Annotated in this window: 20 protein-coding genes; 7 read left to right on the top strand and 13 right to left on the bottom strand. The window is 68.8% G+C overall.

Annotation, left to right across the window (positions count from 1 at the left end; all coding sequences use genetic code 11):
* Positions 1-125: 125 nt before the first annotated feature.
* From MUG78_RS04355 to MUG78_RS04335, 5 genes are all read left to right on the top strand, one after another.
* Positions 126-2,030, top strand: a complete 1,905-nt coding sequence (locus tag MUG78_RS04355; protein WP_246992538.1) for an ABC transporter ATP-binding protein — start codon at positions 126-128, stop codon at positions 2,028-2,030.
* An 8-nt stretch (positions 2,031-2,038) separates the two neighbouring features.
* A complete protein-coding gene (locus MUG78_RS04350; protein ID WP_246992536.1) occupies positions 2,039-2,851 on the top strand; it encodes a tyrosine-protein phosphatase in 813 nt (270 codons plus the stop codon).
* Positions 2,852-2,877: 26 nt separating this feature from the next.
* On the top strand, positions 2,878-3,321 hold the full coding sequence (locus MUG78_RS04345) for an SRPBCC family protein (RefSeq protein WP_246992534.1): 444 nt from the start codon (positions 2,878-2,880) through the stop codon (positions 3,319-3,321).
* 148 nt (positions 3,322-3,469) lie between these two features.
* Positions 3,470-4,423, top strand: coding sequence for a polyphosphate kinase 2 (gene ppk2 / locus MUG78_RS04340; protein ID WP_246992532.1), 954 nt, complete (start codon positions 3,470-3,472; stop codon positions 4,421-4,423).
* Between the two features lie 9 nt (positions 4,424-4,432).
* Positions 4,433-5,239 carry a hypothetical protein gene (locus MUG78_RS04335; protein ID WP_246992530.1) on the top strand — a complete coding sequence of 269 codons (807 nt, stop codon included), beginning with the start codon at positions 4,433-4,435 and terminating at the stop codon, positions 5,237-5,239.
* Between the two features lie 139 nt (positions 5,240-5,378).
* Here the strand turns inward: MUG78_RS04335 and MUG78_RS04330 are convergent, their stop codons facing one another.
* From MUG78_RS04330 to MUG78_RS04315, 4 genes are read right to left on the bottom strand one after another with little or no spacing between them, the layout of a single operon-like run.
* Positions 5,379-7,415: a prolyl oligopeptidase family serine peptidase gene (locus tag MUG78_RS04330; protein ID WP_246992528.1), complete on the bottom strand. Its 2,037-nt coding sequence runs from the start codon at positions 7,413-7,415 to the stop codon at positions 5,379-5,381.
* A gap of 35 nt (positions 7,416-7,450) precedes the next feature.
* On the bottom strand, positions 7,451-8,683 hold the full coding sequence (locus MUG78_RS04325; protein WP_246992526.1) for an oxidoreductase: 1,233 nt from the start codon (positions 8,681-8,683) through the stop codon (positions 7,451-7,453).
* Between the two features lie 59 nt (positions 8,684-8,742).
* Positions 8,743-9,318: a TetR/AcrR family transcriptional regulator gene (locus MUG78_RS04320; RefSeq protein ID WP_246992524.1), complete on the bottom strand. Its 576-nt coding sequence runs from the start codon at positions 9,316-9,318 to the stop codon at positions 8,743-8,745.
* Between the two features lie 33 nt (positions 9,319-9,351).
* Positions 9,352-10,755 carry an MFS transporter gene (locus tag MUG78_RS04315; protein ID WP_246992523.1) on the bottom strand — a complete coding sequence of 468 codons (1,404 nt, stop codon included), beginning with the start codon at positions 10,753-10,755 and terminating at the stop codon, positions 9,352-9,354.
* A 284-nt stretch (positions 10,756-11,039) separates the two neighbouring features.
* Here MUG78_RS04315 and lpdA point away from each other — a divergent pair, with 284 nt between their 5' ends.
* The gene (gene lpdA, locus MUG78_RS04310; protein ID WP_246992521.1) at positions 11,040-12,425 is read left to right on the top strand and encodes a dihydrolipoyl dehydrogenase; all 1,386 of its coding nucleotides are present in this window, start codon (positions 11,040-11,042) and stop codon (positions 12,423-12,425) included.
* A gap of 79 nt (positions 12,426-12,504) precedes the next feature.
* Here the strand turns inward: lpdA and MUG78_RS04305 are convergent, their stop codons facing one another.
* The 3 genes from MUG78_RS04305 to murI form a co-directional block, all read right to left on the bottom strand.
* A complete protein-coding gene (locus MUG78_RS04305) occupies positions 12,505-13,803 on the bottom strand; it encodes a threonine/serine exporter family protein (RefSeq protein ID WP_246992519.1) in 1,299 nt (432 codons plus the stop codon).
* A gap of 253 nt (positions 13,804-14,056) precedes the next feature.
* Positions 14,057-15,175, bottom strand: a complete 1,119-nt coding sequence (locus MUG78_RS04300) for a linear amide C-N hydrolase (protein WP_246992516.1) — start codon at positions 15,173-15,175, stop codon at positions 14,057-14,059.
* A 58-nt stretch (positions 15,176-15,233) separates the two neighbouring features.
* Positions 15,234-16,073 (bottom strand): glutamate racemase, encoded by an 840-nt coding sequence (gene murI / locus MUG78_RS04295; RefSeq protein ID WP_246992514.1) that lies wholly within the window; start codon positions 16,071-16,073, stop codon positions 15,234-15,236.
* Positions 16,074-16,204: 131 nt separating this feature from the next.
* Here murI and MUG78_RS04290 point away from each other — a divergent pair, with 131 nt between their 5' ends.
* Positions 16,205-17,122 carry a DNA-3-methyladenine glycosylase family protein gene (locus MUG78_RS04290; RefSeq protein WP_372493117.1) on the top strand — a complete coding sequence of 306 codons (918 nt, stop codon included), beginning with the start codon at positions 16,205-16,207 and terminating at the stop codon, positions 17,120-17,122.
* Here MUG78_RS04290 and MUG78_RS04285 read toward each other — a convergent pair.
* From MUG78_RS04285 to MUG78_RS04260, 6 genes are all read right to left on the bottom strand, one after another.
* Positions 17,119-17,934 (bottom strand): ABC transporter permease, encoded by an 816-nt coding sequence (locus tag MUG78_RS04285; RefSeq protein ID WP_246992510.1) that lies wholly within the window; start codon positions 17,932-17,934, stop codon positions 17,119-17,121. The two genes, MUG78_RS04290 and MUG78_RS04285, sit on opposite strands and share 4 nt — an antisense overlap.
* The gene (locus MUG78_RS04280; protein WP_246992508.1) at positions 17,931-18,611 is read right to left on the bottom strand and encodes an ATP-binding cassette domain-containing protein; all 681 of its coding nucleotides are present in this window, start codon (positions 18,609-18,611) and stop codon (positions 17,931-17,933) included. The genes MUG78_RS04285 and MUG78_RS04280 overlap by 4 nt, the downstream gene beginning before the upstream one ends.
* Before the next feature lie 6 nt (positions 18,612-18,617).
* On the bottom strand, positions 18,618-19,091 hold the full coding sequence (locus tag MUG78_RS04275; RefSeq protein ID WP_246992506.1) for an MTB12 C-terminal domain-containing protein: 474 nt from the start codon (positions 19,089-19,091) through the stop codon (positions 18,618-18,620).
* A gap of 139 nt (positions 19,092-19,230) precedes the next feature.
* Entirely contained in the window at positions 19,231-19,881 is a 651-nt protein-coding gene (locus MUG78_RS04270; protein WP_246992504.1) for a helix-turn-helix domain-containing protein, read from the bottom strand.
* A complete protein-coding gene (locus MUG78_RS04265; RefSeq protein WP_246992502.1) occupies positions 19,878-20,231 on the bottom strand; it encodes a cupin domain-containing protein in 354 nt (117 codons plus the stop codon). Before MUG78_RS04265 ends, MUG78_RS04270 begins: the two co-directional genes overlap by 4 nt.
* Complete coding sequence (locus MUG78_RS04260) at positions 20,224-21,033, bottom strand: class I SAM-dependent methyltransferase (RefSeq protein ID WP_246992500.1); 810 nt, start codon at positions 21,031-21,033, stop codon at positions 20,224-20,226. The genes MUG78_RS04265 and MUG78_RS04260 overlap by 8 nt, the downstream gene beginning before the upstream one ends.
* Positions 21,034-21,192: the final 159 nt, after the last annotated feature.

The following is a 21,192-nucleotide window of genomic DNA, read 5'->3' as shown; positions in this document are numbered from 1 at the left end:
CCACGCAGTCTGACGAAGGCCGGTCACCCGCACGGGTGGCCGGCCTTCGGCGTGCACCGAAGAACCACGCCGAACACGATGGCAACGCCGGCGGCGGCGAAAAGAAGAAAGCCTAGGGTGAACCGATGAGCATGGATGCGGTCGCGTGGGAGGTTCTGCACAAGTCGATGCGGACCCCGGGGAAGCGCTCGGGAAAACACGAACGACGGGCCACACTGCGCCGGATCGCCGGTTTCGCGCGCCCGCATCGGCGCCGCATCCTGCTGTTCCTCGGGCTGTCGATCGTCACCGCGGTGCTGACCGTGATCACCCCGCTGCTGGCCGGGCGGGTGGTGAACCTGATCAACTCGGTCAGCCCGGACGCAGGCCGCGAGATCGTGGTGCTGGCCGTCCTCATCGCGGTGATCGCGCTCGCCGAGGCGGTGGTGGGGATCGCCACCCGCTGGTTCTCGTCGAACCTCGGTGAGGGCCTGATCTACGACCTGCGCCGCGCCGTCTTCGACCACGTGCAGCGCATGCCGGTCGCGTTCTTCACCCGCACCCGGACCGGCGCTCTGGTGAGCCGACTCAACAACGACGTCATCGGCGCCCAGCGCGCCTTCAGCGACACCCTGTCCGGCGTGGTCTCGAACGTGGTGACGTTGGCGCTGACCCTGGGCGTCATGTTCGTGCTCAGCTGGCAGATCACGCTCCTGGCCTTGATCCTGCTGCCGCTGTTCGTGCTGCCGGCCCGCCGTATCGGGCGCCGGGTGGCGATCCTCGCGCGGCAGGGTGCCGACTACAACGCGCGGATGTCGACGCAGATGACCGAGCGCTTCTCCGCACCCGGCGCCACTCTGGTGAAGCTGTTCGGCCGCCCGGACACGGAGTCGGCCGAGTTCGCCGAGCGCGCCGACGCCGTGCGCGACATCGGCGTGCGCCAGGCCATGCTGCAGACGTACTTCTTCACCGCGCTCATCCTGGTGTCGTCCCTGGCGTTGGCGCTGGTCTACGGACTCGGCGGCTGGTTGGCCGTGCACCAGCACCTGTCCGCCGGCGCGGTGGTCTCGCTGGCCCTGCTGCTCACCCGGATGTACGCGCCGCTCACCGCGCTCGCCAACGCCCGCGTGGAAGTGATGAGCGCACTCGTCAGTTTCGAGCGCGTCTTCGAGGTGCTCGACCTGGAACCGCTCATCGCCGACCGCCCCGGCGCCGGCGCGGTGCCGCACGCGGGGTCCGGCGTCAGCGTGCGGTTCGACGACGTCACCTTCGCCTACCCGTCCGCCGACAAGGTCTCGCTGGCCTCATTGGAGGAGGTGGCCCAGCTCGACAGCCGCGGCGGCGAGACCATCCTGCACGACGTCGACCTCGACGTGCCGGCCGGTTCCATGGTGGCGCTCGTCGGCAGTTCCGGCGCGGGCAAGTCGACGATCGCCTCGCTGGCCACCCGCCTGTACGACGTCGACTCCGGTGCCGTCCTGCTCAACGACGTCGACGTGCGGGATCTGACCGCCGAATCGGTGCATCGCACGGTGGGCCTGGTGACCCAGGACGGGCACCTGTTCCACGACACGGTGCGGGCCAATCTGGTGCTCGCCGATCCGACGGCCACCGACGACGACCTGTGGGCGGCGCTGCGCCGGGCCCGGCTGGAAGACCTGGTGCGGGACCTGCCCGCCCAGCTCGACACCGTGGTCGGGGAGCGCGGGTACCGCCTCTCCGGCGGCGAACGACAGCGCCTCACCATCGCGCGGATGCTGCTGGCCAAGCCGGCCGTCGTGATCCTCGACGAGGCCACCGCGCACCTGGACTCCACTTCCGAGGCGGCGGTCGCCGAAGCGCTGTCCGAGGCGCTGGTGGGCCGGACGTCGTTGGTGATCGCGCACCGGCTGTCCACTATCCGGGCGGCCGATCAGATCGTGGTGCTCGAGGGCGGGCGCGTCGTCGAACGCGGCGATCATGCGGCGCTGCTGGCCGCCGACGGCCGGTACGCGGAGCTGTACCGGACGCAGTTCGCGACGGCGTCGGCGGCGGGACCGAACACGGCATAATGGACGCCATGACCCAGGTTTCCGCGCTGCCCGCGACCAGTCCCATTCCGGCTCTCCCGAATCTCCGCGACCTCGGCGGCTGGTCGGCGCACGACGGTCGCACCGTGGTGACGCAGCGGCTCTACCGCTCCACCGATCTGCGCAGCGTGATCACGACGGCCGCTGACGTGCTCGCGCCGCTGGCGTTGCGCACCATCTACGACCTGCGCTCGGCGGCCGAGCGGACCGCGCTGCCCGACCCGACGCTGCCCGGCGTCACCGATGTCCCGCTCGACGTGCTGGCCGACGCCGCCCAGGCCATCCCCGGCAACCTCGACAAGGTTCTCGAGGATCCGACGCTCCTCGGTGAGCTCACCTCCTCGATGGAGGGCAAGGCCGGCGACTACATCGCGCAGACCTACCGGGACTTCCTCACCATGGACAGCGCGAACGCCGCCTACCGTCGCTTCTACCTCGGGCTGCTCGGCGAGGACTCCGGCCCGGCGCTGTTCCACTGCACCACCGGCAAGGACCGCACCGGCTGGGCCGCAGCGAGCTTCCTGAGCCTGATGGGCGTCGACCGCGACGACGTCTACACCGACTACCTGGCCACCAACGATCGCCTGCTGCCGTCGCTGGCGCCGCTGTTCGACAAGTTTGCCGCGGCCGGCGGCGACCCGGAGGTGCTGCGCCCGGTGCTCGGGGTGCAGAAGTCGTATCTCGACGCGGCTTTCGCGTCGTTGGACAGCGAATACGGCGACGTCGCCACCTACTTCAGCAAGGGTCTCGGAATCGACGCGGCGGCGCAGGAGCAGTTGCGTCAGCGATACCTGGTCGGCTGATCCAGAGCGCGGGGTAGGTTCTTTCCATGGCTGTCTCTGTTTCCAATGAATTCGATATCAAGGCACCCGCTTCGGTGGTGCTCGACGTCCTCAAGGACATTCCCTCGCTCCCGGACTGGTCCAGTGCGCACAAGTCGGCCGAGGTGCTCAGCACCCACGAGGACGGCACCCCGGATCGGGTCAAGGTCTCGGTCGGCATGATCGGCATCAACGACACCCAGGAACTGGCCTACACCTGGGCCGACGACCTGTGCGCGTGGGAGCTGATCGACAGCTCGCAGCTGGCCATGCAGAGCGGCAGCTACAAGATCACCGCCACCGGGCCGGACTCCTGCCACGTGCGTTTCGATCTGTCGATCGACCTCAAGATCAAGCTTCCCGGACTGCTGGTGAAGAAGGGGCAGAAGGCTGCCGCCGACACCGCGAAGAAGGGCCTCACCGCCGAATCCGAACGTCGCGCCAAGGCCTGACCTCTCCACAGATCTCTCGAGTTGAAAGGGCGACGCCGGTGCGGCGTCGCCCTTTCTGCGTCTCTGCGCGTCGATCGCGCATTGTGATGCGTGACGGCTATCCGCCCTGTCTGCGAACGGGCGGGCGTCCGCGCGATACGCTGGTCTCGTGGATGATTACCTCTCGCTCGAAAACTTCGAAATCGGTGAAGACCTGAGCAAGGTCTCCGGTCGCAAGGCGCTGCAGAGCGTCGTCGATCTGCACGACACCAGTGGTTTCATCGTGGTCGACGATGACGACGACGACCCGATTCTGCTGACGCTGCCGCAGCGCAACGTGGTGGACACCTGGCGTGAGGACTACCCGTACGACGATCGGATGGACCGCGGACACTACGAGTCGGAGAAGCGCCGCCTCCAGGTGGAGCTGCTGAAGCTGCAGAAGTGGTCCAAGCAGAACGGCATCCGCCACCTGATGGTCTTCGAGGGCCGGGACGCCGCGGGCAAGGGCGGCACCATCAAGCGCTTCAACGAACACCTCAATCCCCGCGGTGCGCGCACCGTCGCGCTGGAGAAGCCGACCGAGCGCGAGGCCACCGAATGGTACTTCCAGCGCTACGTGCAGCACCTGCCCGCCGCCGGTGAGATGGTCTTCTTCGACCGCTCCTGGTACAACCGCGCAGGCGTGGAGCGGGTGATGAGTTTCTGCACGCCCGACCAGTACACCCAGTTCCTGGAGCAGGCGCCGGCCTTCGAGAAGATGCTGGTCGACGACGGCATCAACCTGGTGAAGTTCTGGTTCTCGGTGACCCCGCTGGAGCAGCGCACCCGGTTCGCGATCCGCCAGATCGACCCGGTCCGCCAGTGGAAGCTGTCGCCGATGGACCTGGCGTCGCTGGACCGCTGGGCGTCGTACACCGACGCCAAGGAGAACATGTTCGCCCAGACCGACACCGACTGGGCGCCGTGGACCGTGGTCAAGAGCAACGACAAGAAGCGCGCCCGCCTCAACGCGATGCGCCATGTGCTGAGCCTGCACGAGTACGACGGCAAGGACCACGAACTGGTCGGCGAGCCCGACCCGGCGATCGTGGCCCGTGCTCGCGACACCATCGGTGAGTGATCGGCGCACGTGCGTTCTCTCCTGACCGGGCTGTTCCTCGTCCTCGCCGCGGCGGGCATGATCGTCGCGGTGCCCAGCACGTGGGTGGCCTCGCACGTCGTCTCGGCCGACGGCTTCGCTGACGCGGCCGCGGAGGCCGCGAGTAAACCGGTGGTGCAGGAGTTCTTCGCCGCCAAGATCGCCGAGGAGGTGGCGCAGTCCACCGACATCCCGCTCGCGGGCGCGGCGGTGGCGCCGCTGGCGACGTCGTACACGCAGAGTCCGGCGTTCGTCGCGGACTTCACCGAGGTGGCGCGCCAGCAGCACCGGTGGCTGTTCACGCAGCCCGGGCCGGAGACCAGTCGTCACCAGATGGAACTGGACGTGACGCCGATGGTCAACCGGGTGCTGGAGCAGGCGCCCGTGCCGATCGAGATCGACCGGAAGATCACCGTCCCTGTCGACCAGACGCGGCTGACCGCCGGTTCGATGGAAGGCGTCGGGTCGGCGCTCACGGTGACGGCGTGGATCTCGGTGATCGTCGGCATCCTCGGGGCGCTGGTCTCCCTGGTCTTCGGCCGCAATCGTGCGGCCGTCCTGGCCTGGCTGGGCGTCGGCGCGGTCCTGGCCGGCGGAGCAGGCGCGGGTCTGGCCGCCTACCTGCGGAGCAAGGCGGCCGACAGCTCCACCGGTGACCTCAGTACCCAGAAGACGGTCGAGGCGGTGGCCGACGACGTGCTCGCCGGCCTGACCAGCACCTCGTGGATCGTTGCCGGGGTGGGTCTCGCGGTGGCCGTCGTCGGCGCCGCCGCCGCACTTTTCCTGAACCGCCGCTAGCTCCCCCGCACCGGCGGCCCCCGACACCAAGGGCGGCAGTGCGCACCATAGGAGGCCGCCGGGGCTGCCTCCTATGGTGCGGACTGCCGCGAACGGGTGGGACCGCCGCCTGTGCGACGCGGGCGGTCGGGGTCGACGGTCAGGCGCCGGCGCCACCCACGGTGCGCCACAGGAATTCGTACGCGAGGGCCGACTTGAAGGCCGCCTGCGCGTTGTCCGACGCGCCGCCGTGTCCGCCTTCGATGTTCTCGTAGTACTGCACCGGGTGGCCGTACTCCTCCATCCGCGCCACGAACTTCCGCGCGTGCCCGGGGTGCACGCGGTCGTCACGGGTCGAGGTGGTCATCAGCAGCTGCGGGTACTGCGCATCCGCCTTCAGACGCTGGTACGGCGAGTACTTGCTGAGGTACGCCCACTCGTCGGGGTCGTCCGGGTCGCCGTACTCGGCCATCCACGACGCGCCGGCCAGCAGCAGGTGATAGCGCTGCATGTCGAGCAGCGGCACCTGGCAGACCAGGGCGCCGAACAGTTCCGGATAGGTCGTCGCCATCACGCCCATCAGCAGGCCGCCGTTGGAACCGCCCTGCGCCGCAAGCTGATCCGTGGTGGTGAGTCCGCGGCTCACCAGGTCGCGGGCCACCGCGGCGAAGTCCTCGTACACCAGATGGCGACCGGCCTTCTGCGCCTGCGTGTGCCAGGTGGGGCCGTACTCGCCGCCGCCGCGGATGTTGGCGATCACGTAGATGCCGCCGCGGGCGATCCAGCTGCGTCCGGCGATCGCCGAGTAGCCCGGCGTCATCGAGTTCTCGAAGCCACCGTAGCCGTACAGCAGGGTCGGGCCGGTGGCGACGTCGTCCCGCTTCACCACGAAGTACGGGACGGCGGTGCCGTCGTCCGACGTCGCGAAGAACTGGTGGGCGGTGACGCCGTCGGCGTCGAAGAACTCCGGTGTCGACTTCAGGACGCGCACGCCGCTGGTCGCGTCACCGAGGAGCAGGCTCGGGCTCTGCGTGAAAGAGCTTGCGCTGAACCAGATCTCGTCGCTGTGGTCGGCGTCGGTGCCGATCACCGAGAGCGTAGCCAGCTCCGGCAGGCCGGTGATGGGTGCGGGCTCCCAGTCGCCGAGGGTGCGCACGTCCACCCGGGTGGCGACGTCGTGCAGCGTCACCAACACCAGGCGCGACTGCGTGTACGAGTAGTCCTGCAGGCTGGTGTGCGCATCCGGCAGGAACAGCGCGGTGTGGGCGCGCTCGCCGGCGAGGTAGGCCGGGTAGTCGAAGACCAGCAGCGAACCGGCCGGGCGGAGCACGCCGTTCACCTCCCAGTCCGACCGCGGCATCACCATCAGGTAGTCGTGCCGCACCGAGAAGTGGGCGTCGGTGGGCACGTCGATGAGGACCGGCTCGCCGTCGACCAGCTGGTAGTTGAGCGAGTTGAAGAAGTCGGTGGAGCGGGACACGTAGTGCCGCTCGTAGCCGGGGGTGTGGTCGTACGACGCTCCGGCCGCCACGTCGGTCACCTCGCCGGCGAACACCGTCGGGGCGTCGGCCAGCGCGGTGCCCCGCGCCCAGCGGCGGGCGGTGCGCGGGTAGCCCGACGTGGTGAGGGCGGGCTCGCCGTCCTCGGTCTCGGCGAAGTCGGTGCCGACGTACACGGTGTCGGCGTCGATCCAGCCGATGTCCGACTTGGCTTCGGGCAGGGTGAAGCCGCCGTCCTCCGGTGCGACCCAATCCCGTTGCGCCACATCGAATTCGCGGACCACGGAGGCGTCGGCGCCGCCGCGGGACAGCGACACCAGGCCGCGGTCGTACTCGGGGTAGCGCAGCGCCACGCCGGCCCACACCCAGTTCTCGTCCTCGGCCGCGGCGAGCGCGTCGACGTCGATCAGCACGTCCCACTCGGGGCTGTCGGTGCGGTACGACTCCAGGGTGGTCCGCCGCCACACGCCCTTGGGATTGCCAGCATCGCGCCAGAAGTTGTAGAGGAACTCGCCGCGACGTCGGACGTAGGGGATCTTGTCGTCGGTGTCGAGCACCTCGAGGGCGCCGGAGCGCAGTTCCTCGAACCGGGCCGACGACGTCAGGTCCGCGACGGTCGGTTCGTTGTGCGCGCGCACCCATTCGAGGGCCTCGTCGCCGGTGACGTCTTCCAGCCAGAGATACGGATCGGTAGCCATGGAGCCAGGCTATCGGTCACCGGCGACGGCGGTCGTCAGGCCAGCGGGTCGGGGACCTCGCCGGTGCGGATCGGGCAGCGGGTGCTCGAGTAGATGGTCGGCATGCACAGGTTGCAGTGCACGCACCGCGACTGCGTGGTCGGATCGGCCTCGATGCGGGTCGGCAGGTCGGGCTCGCGCAGCAGCGCGCGGCCCATCGCGACGAAGTCGAAGCCCTCGCGCATCGCCAGGTCCATGCTCTCGCGGTCGGTGATGCCGCCCAGCAGGATCACCGGCAGCTTGACCGCCGCGCGCAGTTCCTTGGCCAGCGGCAGGAGGTAGGCGTCGTGGTACGGGTAGGCCTTGAGGAACACCGGGCCGCCGACCTTGAGGCCGGTGCGCATCGCGCCCTGGAAGGCGTCGGCGAACTCGGCGCGCGGCGCATCACCGTGGAACAGGTACATCGGGTTCAGCAGCGAGCTGCCCGCGGTCGGCTCGATGGCGTCGAGGAAGCCGTCGGACTCGAACAGGCGGGCCGTCTCGCAGGCCTCGTCGACGTTGAAACCGCGCCACGGCTTGGGGCCGCGCCCAGGGCCGGGCTTGCCGACACCGTCGTACATGTTGAGCTTGGCCCAGACGGCCACGTCGGAACCGACGGCGTTGCGCACGGTCTCCAGCACCTCGCGGGCCAGGCGGGCGCGGTTCACCAGGGAGCCGCCGTACTGGTCGCGGCGGTGGTTCAGCAGCGGTGACAGGAACGAGCTGATCAGGTAGTTGTGGCCGCAGTGGATCTCGAGGGCGTCGAAGCCGGAGTCGACGGCGATCTTGGCGGCGGTGGCGAACTTCTCCAGCAGCGCGGGCATCTCGTCGACGGTGACCTTCTTCGTCAGCGACATGCCCATCGGTGCGGGAATCGCGGTGGGGCCCAACGCCTTCGCGCCGTTGGACACCGAGTTGGCCACCGCGCCGGCGTGCCCGAGCTGGGCCGCGGCGAGCGCGCCCTCACCGTGGATCGCGTCGGTGAGGCGACGCAGGCCGTGCACCGCTTCCGGGCGCATCCAGATCTGGTGACGGTCGGTGCGGCCCTCCGGGGAGATGGCGCAGTAGGCGACGGTGCTGATCGCGACGCCGCCGGCGGCGTGCTCGCGGTGGAACTCGATCAGTTCGTCGGTGACGACGGCGTCCGGCGTCATGCCCTCGAAGGTGGCGCACTTGATGAGGCGGTTGCGCAGCTGCAGCGGGCCGAGGGTGGCCGGCGCGAACGGATCGATCGGCGGGGTGGTGGTCATGAGGTGATGTGTCCTTGGGCTGTAGACGAAACGGTGGACGGGCTGTCGATGCGGAAGAACTAGGTGGCGGGCGTGCCGGCGAGACCGGCGACCAGGAAGGCCCGCAGTGCGGCGGCGGCCGCCGGGGGTAGCGGGTGACCGCCGCCGACCTGGGTCAGCAGGGCGGAGAATGCGAAGCGGCAGCGGTAGCGGGCCGTCGTCTCGTCGAGCTCCGGGCGGGCGCGCTGCAGGGCCCGCACCCACGCGGTGAGGTCGAACCAGGTGCTCTGCCACCGCACGTTCGGGTGGCTCAGCACGAAGCGCGCCAGCAACGACAGGCGCAGGGTGCCCACCGGGTCGGCGAGCAGCTCGTCCATCGGTGCCCAGAGGGCGTCGACCAGTGCGGTCACCGTCGCCGGCTGCTGGTCGATCCGGTCGAGGCCGGCGGCCCACACCGGCGCGAGCCGGGTCTCGAGGAGTGCGGCGACGAGCTGTTCTTTGGATCCGAAGTGATAGTGCACCGCGGCCGGATTGGCCTGCGAGTGCGCGCAGATGCTCCGGACGGACACCGCGTCGTAGTCGTACTGCAGCAGCAGTTCCTCCGCGGCGTCGAGGAGCCGTTCGCGCGTGCTCGCGCGGGAGATGCTCTCGGCCATGCCGGTAATTCAAACACGAAAACTCACAACGTTTCAATCACTGATTGAAATCGCCTGGCGGGAGGGTGCGACCGGCTCGGTCTGGTCCATCGCCTGCCCGGGGACCTCGGTGCCGCGCAGCGAGCAGCCGGCGGTCTCGCGCAGGAAGGCCAGCGCCACCATGCCGATCGCGCAGGCGCCCATCAGGTAGACGGCGGGGAAGAGGTTCCACCCGGTGGCGCTCACCACGGCCTCGTTGACCAGCGGTGCGGTGCCGCCGAAGAGGGCGGTGGAGAGGTTGTACGAGATCGCGAACCCGGCGTAGCGCACGTGCGTGGGAAACATGGCCGGGAACGTCGCCGAGATGGTGGCGAGCTGCGGGAGGTACAGCACGCCGAGCACCACGAAGCCGATGATCGCCCAGCCGAAGCCCTGGCCCATCAGCCAGTACATCGGCAACGACAGCGCGAACAGGCCGATCAACGACACCCACCACATCGGCTTGCGGCCGGTGCGGTCGGACCAGCGGCCGAACAGCGGGATCAGGCACATCATGGCGACCTGGCCGACGAGGACCACGGTGGAGCCGTCGTCCTCGGACAGTCCGATGGTGTTCTTCAAGTACTCGGGCTGGAAGGCCAGCAGCGTGTAGTTGGCCACGTTCAGCGCCACCACCATGCCGAACATGATCAGGATCGGCTGCCAGTAGTCGACGACCGTCTGGCGGAGCTTGGTCCACATCGGGACGTCGACCGCCTCGGACCCGTGTTCCTCGAGCTCGGTGAAGACCGGGGAGTCCTCCAGCTGCGAGCGCAGGTACAGGCCCACCAGGCCGAGCGGCAGGGCGAGCAGGAACGGCAGGCGCCAGCCCCAGGTCGCCATCTGGTCGTCGGACAGACCGAGGTTCAGCAGCAGCACCAGCGCGGTGCCCGACGCGAAGCCGGCGAGCGTGCCGAACTCCAGGAAGCTGCCGTACCGTCCGCGCTTGTCGTCCGGCGAGTACTCGGCCATGAACGTCGCGGCGCCGCCGTACTCGCCGCCGGTGGAGAAGCCCTGCACCACGCGCAGCGCGATCAGCAGGATCGGCGCCCACACGCCGGCCACCGCGTGCGTCGGCAGCGCGCCGATGAGGGCGGTGGACACCGAGATCAACAGGATGGTGAGGGCCAGGACGTGTTTGCGGCCCACGCGGTCGCCGATCGGGCCCCAGACGAATCCGCCGAGGGGGCGTAACACGAACGACACGGCGAAGCCCAGCATCACGCCGAGCGTGCCCATGGCGCCGGGGAAGAAGGCCTGCGTCAGATAGGTGATCGTGGCGGCGTAGACGCCGTAGTCGTACCACTCGGTGGCGTTGCCGATGGCCGACGCCGTGATCGCTTTGCGGATCACTTTCGGGGAGGGCGCAGCTAAGTCCTTCGGCAGACTCGGCAGGTCGCGGGTCGTCTCCGGCGTCATCTCGTCGCTCCGTTCCTTCAGCCGTCGCGGGCAGGCGGACTGCTCGGGGTGACGGCGTCCTTCCCCCGAACGGACTACACATAGAGCTGTACCCCGGACCGGCGCGGAGCAAACACTTTCGCCTCGTGGGCTCCTCTGGACACGCACGGGAACTGCCGCGATGACCTGGCAGGACCGGCGATATCCGCGAATCGGACATGGGGTCGTCGAACGGACGTTCTTTGATCGAATGTGGCCGCATAGCGACCTGCGCGGCGACCGCCCCGGAGGCTAGGGTTGAAGCCGTGACTGAACACTTCGACACCGTCGTCCTTGGAGCAGGTCCTGGTGGGTACGTGGCCGCGATCCGGTCCGCCCAGCTCGGCATGAAGACCGCCGTCATCGAGGAGAAGTGGTGGGGAGGTGTCTGTCTCAACGTCGGCTGTATCCCGTCCAAAGCGCTGCTGCGCAATGCGGAACTGGCGCACGTCTTCAACCACGAAGCGAAGACCTTCGGCATGTCCGGTGAGGTGAGCTTCGACTTCGGCGTCGCCTTCGACCGGAGCCGCAAGGTGTCCGACGGCATCGTCAAGGGCGTCCACTTCCTGATGAAGAAGAACGCGATCACCGAGATCGACGGTTACGGCGTCTTCACCGATGCGAAGACCATCCGGGTCGGCGACCGCGTGATCACCTTCGACAACGTCATCATCGACACCGGCTCGCAGGTCCGCCTGCTGCCCGGCGTGGAGCTGTCGGAGAACGTCGTGACCTATGAGGAGCAGATCCTCACCCGCGACCTGCCCGGCTCCATCGTCATCGTCGGCGCCGGCGCCATCGGCATGGAGTTCGGCTACGTCCTGGCCAACTACGGCGTCGACGTCACCATCATCGAGTACCTGCCGCGCGTGCTGCCGAACGAGGACGCGGACGTCTCCAAGGAGATCGCGAAGGCCTACAAGAAGCTGGGCGTCAAGATCCTCACCGGCACCGCCGTGCAGTCGGTCGACGACCAGGGCTCGCAGGTCGTGGTCAGCTACACCGACGCCAAGGGCGCCGCGGCCAGCGTGACCGTCGACAAGGTCCTCATGTCGGTCGGCTTCGCCCCGCGCACCGAGGGCTTCGGCCTGGAGACCACCGGCGTGGAACTCACCGATCGCGGCGCCATCGCGATCGACGACCACATGCGCACCAACGTGCCCGGTATCTACGCCATCGGCGACGTCACCGCGAAGCTGATGCTGGCCCACGTCGCCGAGGCGCAGGGCATCGTGGCCGCCGAGACCATGGCCGGCGCGGAGACCATGACCCTGGGCGACTACCGGATGATGCCGCGCGCCACCTTCTGCCAGCCGCAGGTGGCCTCCTTCGGGCTCACCGAGGCACAGGCCAAGGACGAGGGCTACAACGTCACGGTCACCAAGTTCCCGTTCTCGGCCAACGGCAAGGCCCAGGGCCTGGCCGCCTCCGCGGGCTTCGCGAAGCTGGTCACCAACGCCGACACGGACGAACTGCTCGGCGGCCACCTCGTCGGCGACAACGTCTCGGAGATGCTGCCGGAGATGACCCTCGCGCAGAAGTGGGACCTGACCGCCAAGGAACTGGCGCGCAACGTCCACACCCACCCGACCATGAGCGAGGCGCTGCAGGAGACCTTCCACGGCGCCGTCGGGCACATGATCAACCTGTAGATCGCGCACACGAGTCCGCGAACGGCCCGGTCCTTCCCTGTGGAGGCCGGGCCGTTCGCTGATCAGGGGTGCGGACGACTCAGTCGCGGTCCCGGTGTCGAAGGTGCGTCCGTGCGGCGGTGAGCAGGACGGATCTGTCGAGTGCGTGCGGCCGTCGGGTGACCAACGGGGCGAGCACCGCGGCGATCATCATGCAGATCGCCATGCTGAGCAACGACAGTGCGGCATTGGTGCCGAGATCGCCGAGCGCCCGGTCCGAGGTGATGGCGCCGCTGACGGCGACGAAGCCCATAGAGCCGGGCACCATCAGCCAGAACGTCGGCATGAACATCACCAATGAACTGGGCCGGGATCGGGTGTGCGCATTGATGGCCCACGCGGTCAACAGTGCGACCCCGAGTGCGAGTCCGCCGGCGAAGGCGGGCAGCATCCACAATTCGAGCAGGCGGTTCAGCCAGAACGTGGCGATGATGAAGGCGATGGCCCACCCCCACAGGCGTTTGGGGGTGGAGAAGTACAGAAAGCTGCCGATTCCGAAGGTCGGGGCGGCCAGCAACAGTACCCAGGCCGGGGCCTTGTCGGTGGGCAGGTCCTGCAACTGGCTGGAACTGATACCCACGATGTCGATGGCCAATGCCAGCCCGAACGCCATCGACGCCAGCACCACCAGCGCTGAGATCAACCGGGTGGCTCCGGCGATCATGTCGCCGGAGGTCAACTCGATGAGCGACGTCGCCAGTGCGGCGCCGGGGATCAGCGTCACCACGGGAATCACGGCGAGCCGTGCGGAGTCCTCCAGTCCGCCGTGTACCGCCCACAGAGTGATGGCCAGCGCGGCGAGGAAGGTCAGCAGCACCGGCATCAGCGCCGCAAGGGTTCCTTTGATGCTGCTCCACATGGAGATGGCCGCGATCGGCAGCGAGACGGTGACGGCGGCGAGTGAGGCCGCGAAGCTCATTTGAAAGCAGAACGCGAAACCCAGCGCCATCATCAGGTAGCCCAGGAGTCGCAGCCAGAAGTTCACCGGCGCGGTGGAGTCGGCGATGGCCGCGAGCCCGGCCAGCGCCTCGGGGATGGGAACATCGCCGACCCGCAGTCGGTCGACGAGGGCCTCGGTGTCGGCGATCTGATCGAATCGATACATGGCGCCGGTGTTGGCCGCGGTCACCTGGCCGGTCTTCTTGTCGATCGCGATGATGTACGTCGCGAAGACTTCGGTTTCGATCGCGCCGTGGTAGGCGCGGCAGATGTCGTGAATCACCGCGTTGGTCAACGGGACCGGGTACGACGACCGATTCAAGGCCTCGCTGACGTGAGCGACGAGGGTCAGCAGTTCGTCGGGCTCGACAGTCGTCGGCCCGAGGGAATCGTCTGCCATGTACGGGTGTCCTCCGTGGTGGTGGGGGCGCACGGGAAGCGATCGACCCGCGCCTCGCTGTTCCCACCATTACCCGTGCGGACCACCGTTCGTGCGATTCGGACTAGGTATGGCAACGATCGGTGTACCGGTGGCACACGTTCGAGTCCTGCCGGATGCGGCGCCGGACGCGGCGCCGCGGGAGAGCTCCCGCGGCGCCGCGGAGTCCGTGATCGACCCCCCGATCAGGACGATGCGCCGTCGTTCGCGCCGACTATTCGGCGTCGACGAAGTGGGTGAGTTCCTTCTGCACCAGCGCCTGCACCTTCTGCACCTCGGCTTCGGCGCTCTTGGCCTTGTCGACCTGCCCGAGTGCCTTGGCGACCACCTCGCCGATCAGTTTGGCCTGCTCGATCGAGACGATGTGGAACCTGTGGTGCTTGCGGAACTGCTTGTGCACCTCGCCGGCGATGCCGCCTTCGAGCGCGAGGTCGCTGAGCAGGTCGAGCTTGGTCTCGCCGGAGCCCTCGGAGAAGTCCAGGTCCTTGAGATCCACCCACACCAGGTTCGGCTGGGTGGTCGATTCGAAGGCGTACCGGAGGTTGGTCAGGTCGATGACGACCTGCCAGAGGGTCTGCGAGGCATCCGGCTTGCCCGGCTCCGGGTTGCGGAAGGGCTGCGCGGCGTTGGCGAGGATGCTGCGCATCGCGGCCATCGCCTGCACCTGCGAGGTGGGCGTCGGCTGATCGCTGATGTAGTACAGCGCGCGGGCGAACCGGTCGGCGGCCAGGCAGGTGCCGGGCAGCGGGTCGCTGCCGCCCAGGCCCTCGTACTTCTTCACCAGTTCCAGCTGCTGGTCGTAGGTGGGCGAATTGGTCATCACCAGGTAGTCGCGGCTGTGGTAGATCTTCAGCTCGCCGTCGACGTACTCGAAGACGGCCGAGTCGCCGCTGGCATCGTCGAGCGCCAGGTGCAGCGCCGGGCTGCTCTTGCCGGTCGGGTCGGCCATCGGCACCACCTGCGGCTGATGCTTCTCCGACCAGGCCACGGCCTCGCCGACGGTCGCGAAATTGTCCAGGTAGTACTGCAGCCACACCGACATGGCGAGCGCGGGACGCGACTCGTCGACGGTGCCGTACTCCGATTCGGCCAGCCACAGGATGTGCCCGGCGAGGCCCTTCTCGTTGAGGCCGTCGGTGGAGAGGATGTCGTAGACGCCGGCGATCACGCTGCCGTACTTCGCGGTCCAGGTGAGCTTGCCGTCGACGCGGTCATCGCGCTTGATACCGCGCGGGAGCTTCCAGAGGTTGGTGTGCAGGTCCTGATGGAAATCCATGTTTCGGCCGACGATGACCGATCCGTTGGCGTCGGGCCAGAGTACGCGCGTGCACATTGCTGTATTCGTCTCCTCGGAAAGGGAAAAGGGAAAGGGGCGGGGAGGGTGGGGCGAGCTATCGGCGGTCGTTCGGTGGAAATCGACGACCTCGAACGAGTAGTCGCGCGAGATCTGCCGATTCGGACAGGATGGTCTCGAATACCGATCGGGTGCCGCTGGTGTAGATGTCCATCGACCCGACCGCGTCGTGCTTGCCATGATGCAGCAGTCCGCTCTTGCTCAATTCCAGCCGCACCTGGCGGGCCTGGTCGCGCGCGGGATTGATGAACGCCACGTGCGGAGCCTTCTTGCGGAAGACGTCGATGACGATGGGGTAGTGGGTGCAGCCGAGCACGATGTCGCGAACGCCGGGGTGTGCGCCCATCAACGTGTCGACGTGCATGCCGACCTCGTGGTCGATCGCAGGGTCGGCCAGGTCGCCCTTTTCGATGAGTGCGGCGAGGTTCTTGCTCGGCTCCCCGTAGACCTCGATGGCCGGGTCGAGGCGATCGATCAGCCGGTCGTAGCAGCCGGAGGCCACGGTGAATGCGGTGGCGATCACGCCCACCTTCTCGTATTTCAGGTGCGCGACGTCGGCGGCGGCCGCCCGAATGATCGACAGGACCGGAAAGTCGTAGTTCTTCTCGTATCCGCCCAGTTCGGGACTGTCGAAGGTCGCCGAAATCGTATTGCAGGCGACGGCCACCATCTTCACGCCCCGGGCCTCCAAGAAGTCGAGCATTCGGGTGGTCAGTTCGACGATCTCTTCGCCGCTGCGGTTGCCGTACGGAGCGTTGGCGTTGTCTCCGCAATAGATGATGTTCTCGCCCGGAAGCAGGAGTGACAGCTGCGCCGCCGTCGTCAGTCCGCCGACACCGGAATCGATGATACCGATGGGTGCGTTGGTTTCTGTCATTGCCTTGGCAGTCCTCGGGGGAGAGAGAATCGCTTTTCCGGTTTGACGCTATCGCAATCGAATCGGCCCGCGCCCGGTGACGACGCAAACGGCGTGGAAGTCGGCGCATCGAGGCGGTTCCGCGGCACACGATGCCTCCGCTGCCCGCGCGGCCGCCGACACTGCGGGTGCCTATACTCGCCGACGTGGAGCGACGTTGGGCGACATCGGTTCGGCTCGACGTGGGCGCAATCCTCTCGGTGCACCGGCACGGCGGTCGGGACCCCGCCTACCGCACGGCGCCGAACGGTTCGGTGTGGCGGGCCAGTTGCACGCCGGACGGTCCGGGCACCATCACCGTCGTCGCCGAGGCCGGTGAGATCGTGGCCCGGGCCTGGGGGCCGGGTGCGGGGTGGCTGCTCGACCGGTTTCCGGATTCGCTGGGGGCACAGGATGATCCGGACTCGTTGCCGATCGACACCCCGGTGCTGGCGCAGCTCGCGGCCCGCGCCCGCGGACTGCGCATCGGCCGCAGCGACCGCGTGTGGGAAGCCCTGGTGCCGGTGATCATGGAGCAGAAGGTGGTGGTCTCCGAGGCACTGCGCGCGTGGCGGTATCTGCTGCTGCAGTACGGCGAGCCCGCGCCCGGTCCCGTCGAGCTGCGGGTGCCGCCGCCGCAGCACGTGTGGCGGGAGATCACCGAGGCGCACTGGCATCGGAGCGGCCTGGAGCCGGTGCGGATGCGGACCATTCGGAACGCGTCGGTGGTCGACGTCGAGGCCAAGGCCGATGTGCTGACCGCGCTGCGGGGGATCGGCGAGTGGACGGCGGCGTTGACGCGCAGTCGTGCGGTGGGCGATGCGGACGCCGTGCCCTTCGGCGACTGTCACCTGCCGTCGATGGTGGGGCAGACGTTGATCGGGCGCCCGGTGGACGACGCCGGGATGGCCGAACTGCTCGAGCCGTACGTCGGCCACCGCTACCGGGTGATCCGGATGTGCGAACTGTACGGGCGGACCGCCCCGCGGCGAGGGCCGCGGCTCGCGCCCCGCGACTATCGGAACTTCTAGGCGGGCTGTTCGGCGGCGGCGCGGCCCGGGCGTCGTCGTGCGGCGACGGCGGCGAGGCCCAGCCCGAACACGGCGGCGCAGATTCCGGCGAACCACGCCAGTGCCCCGTTCACGCCCCACGGGGGACTGATCACCAGGTCCTGGCCGGTGCCCCACACGCCGTTCAGGAACGGCATGAACGCCTGAATCCTGGTGCCGTTCGGCGCGAAGATCACGGCCTCTTCCATCACGAAGACCCACGCCAGCAGTGCCGCGAGGGCACCGGCCGGATGGCCGATCAATCCGGCCAGGCCCACGCCGAGGCCGCAGGCGAAGAAGGCGTAGATCGGCACGGTGATCAGGAAGCGGAGGCCGGTGGCGGAGAAGAGGTCGACGTCGCTGTAGACCAGCGGGAACACCGCCGGCAGCACCGCCATCACCGCGGCGACCAGCACCGCGCACGCCGCGGCGGTGACCAGTCCGTAGAAGAGCCAGCGAGCGAGCGGGGAGGTCCACGATCGGCGGTACAGGTAGCGGTCGACGTCACCGGCCGCCCCGCGCATGCTGGTCGCCTGCGCGTAGGCGGCGACCAGTGCGCCGACCACCACGGTGAAGGTGATGATCCAGTAGACCGAGTTCGACGTGGTAGCCGCGCTCACCGAGATGCGGCTGCTGTCCAGGCCGGCGATGCGTTCGGCGACGTAGGCGATCACCGCCGTGATCAGCAGCGGCAGCAGCACGCCGGCGGGCACGGCGCCGAGGAGCAGAACGCTGCGCAGACCACCGGTGCGGACTGCTTCGGCGGCGACCCCGCGGCGCACCGCGGCGATCACGCGGCGACCCCGGGGGACACGGCCGCCAGGTAGGCCGACTCGAGGTCCGGGTGCGTGCCGAGGAACTCGGCGAGCGGTACGGCGGGGGTCGCGGTCCGCCGGTCCACCACGGCGATGCGGTCGGCGGTGCGCTCCACCTCGGAGAGCAGGTGCGAGGCCACCACCACCGCGCGGCCGTCGCGGGCGAGGTCGGTCAGGAGCTCCCGCAGCCAGGCGATGCCCTCCACGTCGAGCCCGTTGAGCGGTTCGTCGAACACCAGGGCGTCGGCGTCCGGCAGCAGCGCGGTCGCGATGCCGAGCCGCTGGCGCATGCCGAGCGAGTAGCTGCCGATCCGCCGGTCGCCGTAGGCGTCCACGCCGGTGCGGGCCAGTACCTCGTCGACCCGATCGGCGCGCACGCCGGACGCGGCGGCGAACCAGCGCAGGTGCCGTCGTGCGGTGTGACCGGGGTGCACGGTGTCGGTGCCCAAGTGCATGCCGACCGGGCCGTCGATAGCCACGGAGCCGCCGGCCGGCGGCACCATGCCGCACAGCGTGCGCAGCAGTGTCGACTTGCCCGCGCCGTTGCGGCCGAGCAGGTAGACCAGTTCGCCGTCGGCCACCGACAGGTCGACGTGCTGCAGCACCGTGCGCCCGCCGAGGTTCACCTGCAGGTCACGGACCTCGATGCGGGCCACGGCCGGTCAGGCGTTGCAGTAGACGTTGAGGCCCACGGTCTTGACGCCCTCGCACAGCGAGTTGTTCGCCAGGCGCCAGTTGCCGTCGGCCTTGATGAACGAGATGGTCATGTTGATCGACGGGCGGCCCGCCGAGCTGGCCTGCAGGGTGGCCGAGATGGTGTCGCCCTGGCGGCCGACGATCTCGGTGATGTCGCTGTCGCCGCGCGGGGCGCGGAACAGGCCGAGCTGGTAGACGGTCTTGGGCACGACGACCGCGTCCATGCCGCCTTCCAGGTTGCGGGCCTTGGCCTCGTCGGAGGCGTCGGTGGCCACCAGGAACTCGACGATCTCGTCCAGCTGCTGCACGGTCGGGTTGTCGTCGGTGACGGTGAAGTCGGCGGGCAGGGCCTGCGCAGCCGGGGCGGCGAGGGCGAGGCCGGCGACGGCGAGGGCCGCCACGGGCAGGGCGCGAGTGCGCAGGCGGGGATGACGGTTCATGAGTGCTCCTGGGGTTCGGCGGTGCGGTGGGTCGTGCGAGCTATTTAGCTGAGGCAATCCTAACTCTCACGAGAGTGGGTGTGCGTCAGCGGGTATTCGGCGCGGGCGGCGCCGGGTGTGCAGTGTTCGGAGTAAGTGCTTAGCAGGCGGTGCTGTCGGCGACCTGGGCCAGACTCAGACGCAGTTCGCATTCGCCGCCGGGGGCCGGTCGGACCGTCACGGCGTACTGCGCGGCAAGCGCCGGCGAACCGGCGGTGAGGGCGGCCTCCAGCAGGCCGCGGACCACGCCGCGGGCCACCTCGGGCAGCTCGTGCTCGATCTTCTCCAGTGGGCAGCCGCACAGCGAGATCTCGTGCTGACCGAACGCGCTGACCACGTCGGTGATGCGGAAGCCGAGTCGGGTGAGGATCGTCTCGGCGAGGACCACTGGGTCGGGCACCAGCTCGGCGTCGATGTCGACGGACGGCAGGTGCTTGGTGGCCCACGCGCGGCCCACCTCCGCGGCCAACTCCTCCCGTTGCTCCGGAGTCTCGCCGAGGCGAGCGACCAGCATGAGCATCAAGTCGTCGACCGGTGGTGCGACGACCAGCCGGTAGCCCACGCGCGGCCGACCGACGCCGATCGGCGGCAGGTTGATCGCGATCGCCGAGCCCTCCTCCACCAGGTTGTTCAGGTGGAAGCGGGCCGTGGTGACGTGCACCGACAGCTCGGCGGCGACGGTCTGCGCGTCGATCGGGGCTTCGGAGTCGGCGACGAGGGAGCGGACGCGGTCGCGCTGGCGAGGACTCATCGGCCGTGCACCACGATCAGGGTCGCCGTCGCATCGGTGCGCGCGTGCAGCTCGTGCGGCACACGCTTCTCGACGCAGATCGCCGTTCCGGGGACCAGTTCGCTGGTGGCGCCGTCGACGGTGAAATCGATGGTGCCCGCCTGCCCGAGCACCACGATCGGGTGCGCCGCGGTGTGCTCGGTCATCGCCTGGCCCTCGAGGAAGGCCAGGCGGATGAGCGTCTCGGTCTCGCCGCGGCGGACCACGGTGATCTTGGGACGACTGCCGGTGTCCGCGATATTCGGGTCGGCCAGACCAGTCAGGAACTGCCAGGTGGCGACTCCGGACTCGGGGCTCGTGGTCTCACTCATTGCTTACCGGCTTTCGGGCGATGATCTCAATGGCGGCGAGCTCCTTGCGGTACTTGCGGAACACACTGCGCATGCCCAGGATACGGCGACGCGCGTCACTATTGCGAACCACGTTTCCGACGATACGCAGGGTGCGAAGCGGGCCTTCGTCGGCGATCACGCGGCGCGGCTCGAGGAGGGCCATCTTCGCGTAGCGGATCTGTTCGATCTCGAAGCCGGACGCGGTGAGGCGCTCGCGCCATTCCTGCTCGGTCAGCGGGCGGGCGTTCACCTTGATCGAGCGAGCGAGCGCCTGGCGGATCTCGGTCTTCTGCTCGTCGGCGAGGCTGTCCGGTTCGAGGGCGAGTTCGTGGATCGCGTAGCGGCCGCCCGGGCGCAGGACGCGGAAGGCTTCGCCGATGATGGCGTCCTTGCCGCGCTCGGACTGCATGGTCAGCATGGCTTCGCCCACCACCACGTCGCTGCTGGCATCGCTCAGGCCGGTGCTCGCGGCGTCGGCCTCGACGAGACGGCCGCGGTCACCGACGGCCTTCTGCGTCAGAGCGACGGCGGCCGGGTCGGCTTCCACGCCCACGTAGCTCTTCGGGCCGGCGGCGAGGATGTCGGTGGCGGTCTTGCCCAGGCCCGGGGCGAGCTCCACCACGTCGGCGCCGGCGAGGGCCGCGTCGTCGAGCATCTGCTGGGTCAGTTCCAGGCCGCCCGGGCGGAGGACGCGCTTGCCCATCCGGGCCAGCAGCCAGTGGCCGGGCAGGTCTTCGTCTTTGCGTGCGGCGAGGGGTAGATCGACGGGGGTCTCCGGCATGGCGACGCTCCTAGATAGGAAGGATAGGTATGCATACAATAGCCTATCCTTACCTAACCCTGCCGGGGAACCCCGGGCCCGGAAATACCCGCCTCGTGCCTCCCGTTCGGACCGGTGACGGTACCCCCGTTTTGGGCCCCCACCTGCGGTGACCCCATT

The organism is Gordonia alkaliphila, from assembly GCF_023017165.1.
GTDB lineage: Bacteria > Actinomycetota > Actinomycetes > Mycobacteriales > Mycobacteriaceae > Gordonia > Gordonia alkaliphila.
This window is presented reverse-complemented; position numbering and strand designations above follow the sequence as displayed.

What these genes read in the sequence shown, in the direction of transcription:
- MUG78_RS04355 (WP_246992538.1), top strand. Translation starts at nt 126, where the DNA reads ATGAGCATGGATGCGGTCGCGTGGGAGGTTCTGCACAAGTCGATGCGG.
- MUG78_RS04350 (WP_246992536.1), top strand. Translation starts at nt 2,039, where the DNA reads ATGACCCAGGTTTCCGCGCTGCCCGCGACCAGTCCCATTCCGGCTCTC.
- MUG78_RS04345 (WP_246992534.1), top strand. Translation starts at nt 2,878, where the DNA reads ATGGCTGTCTCTGTTTCCAATGAATTCGATATCAAGGCACCCGCTTCG.
- MUG78_RS04330 (WP_246992528.1), bottom strand. Translation starts at nt 7,415, where the DNA reads ATGGCTACCGATCCGTATCTCTGGCTGGAAGACGTCACCGGCGACGAG.
- MUG78_RS04325 (WP_246992526.1), bottom strand. Translation starts at nt 8,683, where the DNA reads ATGACCACCACCCCGCCGATCGATCCGTTCGCGCCGGCCACCCTCGGC.
- MUG78_RS04320 (WP_246992524.1), bottom strand. Translation starts at nt 9,318, where the DNA reads ATGGCCGAGAGCATCTCCCGCGCGAGCACGCGCGAACGGCTCCTCGAC.
- MUG78_RS04315 (WP_246992523.1), bottom strand. Translation starts at nt 10,755, where the DNA reads ATGACGCCGGAGACGACCCGCGACCTGCCGAGTCTGCCGAAGGACTTA.
- MUG78_RS04305 (WP_246992519.1), bottom strand. Translation starts at nt 13,803, where the DNA reads ATGGCAGACGATTCCCTCGGGCCGACGACTGTCGAGCCCGACGAACTG.
- MUG78_RS04300 (WP_246992516.1), bottom strand. Translation starts at nt 15,175, where the DNA reads ATGTGCACGCGCGTACTCTGGCCCGACGCCAACGGATCGGTCATCGTC.
- murI (WP_246992514.1), bottom strand. Translation starts at nt 16,073, where the DNA reads ATGACAGAAACCAACGCACCCATCGGTATCATCGATTCCGGTGTCGGC.
- MUG78_RS04290 (WP_372493117.1), top strand. Translation starts at nt 16,205, where the DNA reads ATGCCTCCGCTGCCCGCGCGGCCGCCGACACTGCGGGTGCCTATACTC.
- MUG78_RS04275 (WP_246992506.1), bottom strand. Translation starts at nt 19,091, where the DNA reads ATGAACCGTCATCCCCGCCTGCGCACTCGCGCCCTGCCCGTGGCGGCC.
- MUG78_RS04270 (WP_246992504.1), bottom strand. Translation starts at nt 19,881, where the DNA reads ATGAGTCCTCGCCAGCGCGACCGCGTCCGCTCCCTCGTCGCCGACTCC.
- MUG78_RS04265 (WP_246992502.1), bottom strand. Translation starts at nt 20,231, where the DNA reads ATGAGTGAGACCACGAGCCCCGAGTCCGGAGTCGCCACCTGGCAGTTC.
- MUG78_RS04260 (WP_246992500.1), bottom strand. Translation starts at nt 21,033, where the DNA reads ATGCCGGAGACCCCCGTCGATCTACCCCTCGCCGCACGCAAAGACGAA.